The 2,766-nt window shown below is 53.5% G+C and carries 2 rRNA genes (1 of these 2 cut by a window edge); both read left to right on the top strand.

Going from position 1 to position 2,766, the window contains the following annotated elements:
* A 23S ribosomal RNA gene (locus tag IM295_RS01945) occupies positions 1-2,549 on the top strand; it begins 363 nt to the left of the window's first position.
* 67 nt (positions 2,550-2,616) lie between these two features.
* Positions 2,617-2,732 (top strand): 5S ribosomal RNA (rrf, locus tag IM295_RS01950).
* Positions 2,733-2,766 lie beyond the last annotated feature (34 nt).

Consider the following 2,766-nt stretch of genomic DNA (forward strand, 5'->3'; position numbering starts at 1 on the left):
TGTGAACTCGAAGAGTAGGGCGGGACACGTGGTATCCTGTCTGAATATGGGGGGACCATCCTCCAAGGCTAAATACTCCTGACTGACCGATAGTGAACCAGTACCGTGAGGGAAAGGCGAAAAGAACCCCGGCGAGGGGAGTGAAAAAGAACCTGAAACCGTGTACGTACAAGCAGTGGGAGCACCTTCGTGGTGTGACTGCGTACCTTTTGTATAATGGGTCAGCGACTTATATTCTGTAGCAAGGTTAACCGTATAGGGGAGCCGCAGGGAAACCGAGTCTTAACTGGGCGTTAAGTTGCAGGGTATAGACCCGAAACCCGGTGATCTAGCCATGGGCAGGTTGAAGGTTGGGTAACACTAACTGGAGGACCGAACCGACTAATGTTGAAAAATTAGCGGATGACCTGTGGCTGGGGGTGAAAGGCCAATCAAACCGGGAGATAGCTGGTTCTCCCCGAAAGCTATTTAGGTAGCGCCTCGTGAACTCATCTTCGGGGGTAGAGCACTGTTTCGGCTAGGGGGCCATCCCGGCTTACCAACCCGATGCAAACTACGAATACCGAAGAATGTTATCACGGGAGACACACGGCGGGTGCTAACGTCCGTCGTGAAGAGGGAAACAACCCAGACCGCCAGCTAAGGTCCCAAAGTCATGGTTAAGTGGGAAACGATGTGGGAAGGCACAGACAGCCAGGATGTTGGCTTAGAAGCAGCCATCATTTAAAGAAAGCGTAATAGCTCACTGGTCGAGTCGGCCTGCGCGGAAGATGTAACGGGGCTAAACCATGCACCGAAGCTGCGGCAGCGACGCTTATGCGTTGTTGGGTAGGGGAGCGTTCTGTAAGCCGTTGAAGGTGTGCTGTGAGGCATGCTGGAGGTATCAGAAGTGCGAATGCTGACATAAGTAACGATAAAGCGGGTGAAAAGCCCGCTCGCCGGAAGACCAAGGGTTCCTGTCCAACGTTAATCGGGGCAGGGTGAGTCGACCCCTAAGGCGAGGCCGAAAGGCGTAGTCGATGGGAAACAGGTTAATATTCCTGTACTTGGTGTTACTGCGAAGGGGGGACGGAGAAGGCTATGTCAGCCGGGCGACGGTTGTCCCGGTTTAAGCGTGTAGGTGTGTGTTCCAGGCAAATCCGGTTCACTTTAACACTGAGGCGTGATGACGAGGCACTACGGTGCTGAAGTGATAAATGCCCTGCTTCCAGGAAAAGCCTCTAAGCATCAGGTAACACGAAATCGTACCCCAAACCGACACAGGTGGTCAGGTAGAGAATACCAAGGCGCTTGAGAGAACTCGGGTGAAGGAACTAGGCAAAATGGTGCCGTAACTTCGGGAGAAGGCACGCTGATATGTAGGTGAAGTCCCTGCGGACGGAGCTGAAATCAGTCGAAGATACCAGCTGGCTGCAACTGTTTATTAAAAACACAGCACTGTGCAAACACGAAAGTGGACGTATACGGTGTGACGCCTGCCCGGTGCCGGAAGGTTAATTGATGGGGTTAGCGGCAACGCGAAGCTCTTGATCGAAGCCCCGGTAAACGGCGGCCGTAACTATAACGGTCCTAAGGTAGCGAAATTCCTTGTCGGGTAAGTTCCGACCTGCACGAATGGCGTAATGATGGCCAGGCTGTCTCCACCCGAGACTCAGTGAAATTGAACTCGCTGTGAAGATGCAGTGTACCCGCGGCAAGACGGAAAGACCCCGTGAACCTTTACTATAGCTTGACACTGAACACTGGTCCTTGATGTGTAGGATAGGTGGGAGGCTTTGAAGCGTGGACGCCAGTCTGCGTGGAGCCGTCCTTGAAATACCACCCTTTAATGGCTGGTGTTCTAACGTGGACCCGTGATCCGGGTTGCGGACAGTGTCTGGTGGGTAGTTTGACTGGGGCGGTCTCCTCCCAAAGAGTAACGGAGGAGCACGAAGGTTAGCTAATCCTGGTCGGACATCAGGAGGTTAGTGCAATGGCATAAGCTAGCTTGACTGCGAGAGTGACGGCTCGAGCAGGTGCGAAAGCAGGTCATAGTGATCCGGTGGTTCTGAATGGAAGGGCCATCGCTCAACGGATAAAAGGTACTCCGGGGATAACAGGCTGATACCGCCCAAGAGTTCATATCGACGGCGGTGTTTGGCACCTCGATGTCGGCTCATCACATCCTGGGGCTGAAGTAGGTCCCAAGGGTATGGCTGTTCGCCATTTAAAGTGGTACGCGAGCTGGGTTTAGAACGTCGTGAGACAGTTCGGTCCCTATCTGCCGTGGGCGCTGGAGAATTGAGGGGGGCTGCTCCTAGTACGAGAGGACCGGAGTGGACGCATCACTGGTGTTCGGGTTGTCATGCCAATGGCACTGCCCGGTAGCTAAATGCGGAAGAGATAAGTGCTGAAAGCATCTAAGCACGAAACTTGCCCCGAGATGAGTTCTCCCTGAGACTTTAAGTCTCCTGAAGGAACGTTGAAGACGACGACGTTGATAGGCCGGGTGTGTAAGCGCAGCGATGCGTTGAGCTAACCGGTACTAATGAACCGTGAGGCTTAACCTTACAACGCCGAAGCTGTTTTGGCGGTGAGAGAGACGATTTTCAGCCTGATACAGATTAACAGAATTTGCCTGGCGGCTTTAGCGCGGTGGTCCCACCTGACCCCATGCCGAACTCAGAAGTGAAACGCCGTAGCGCCGATGGTAGTGTGGGGTCTCCCCATGTGAGAGTAGGGAACTGCCAGGCATCAAATTAAGTAGTAAGCCGGTGCATAAATCCG

The sequence above is a fragment of the Enterobacter cloacae complex sp. P14RS genome (assembly GCF_014895895.1).
Classification (GTDB): Bacteria; Pseudomonadota; Gammaproteobacteria; order Enterobacterales; family Enterobacteriaceae; genus Enterobacter; species Enterobacter bugandensis.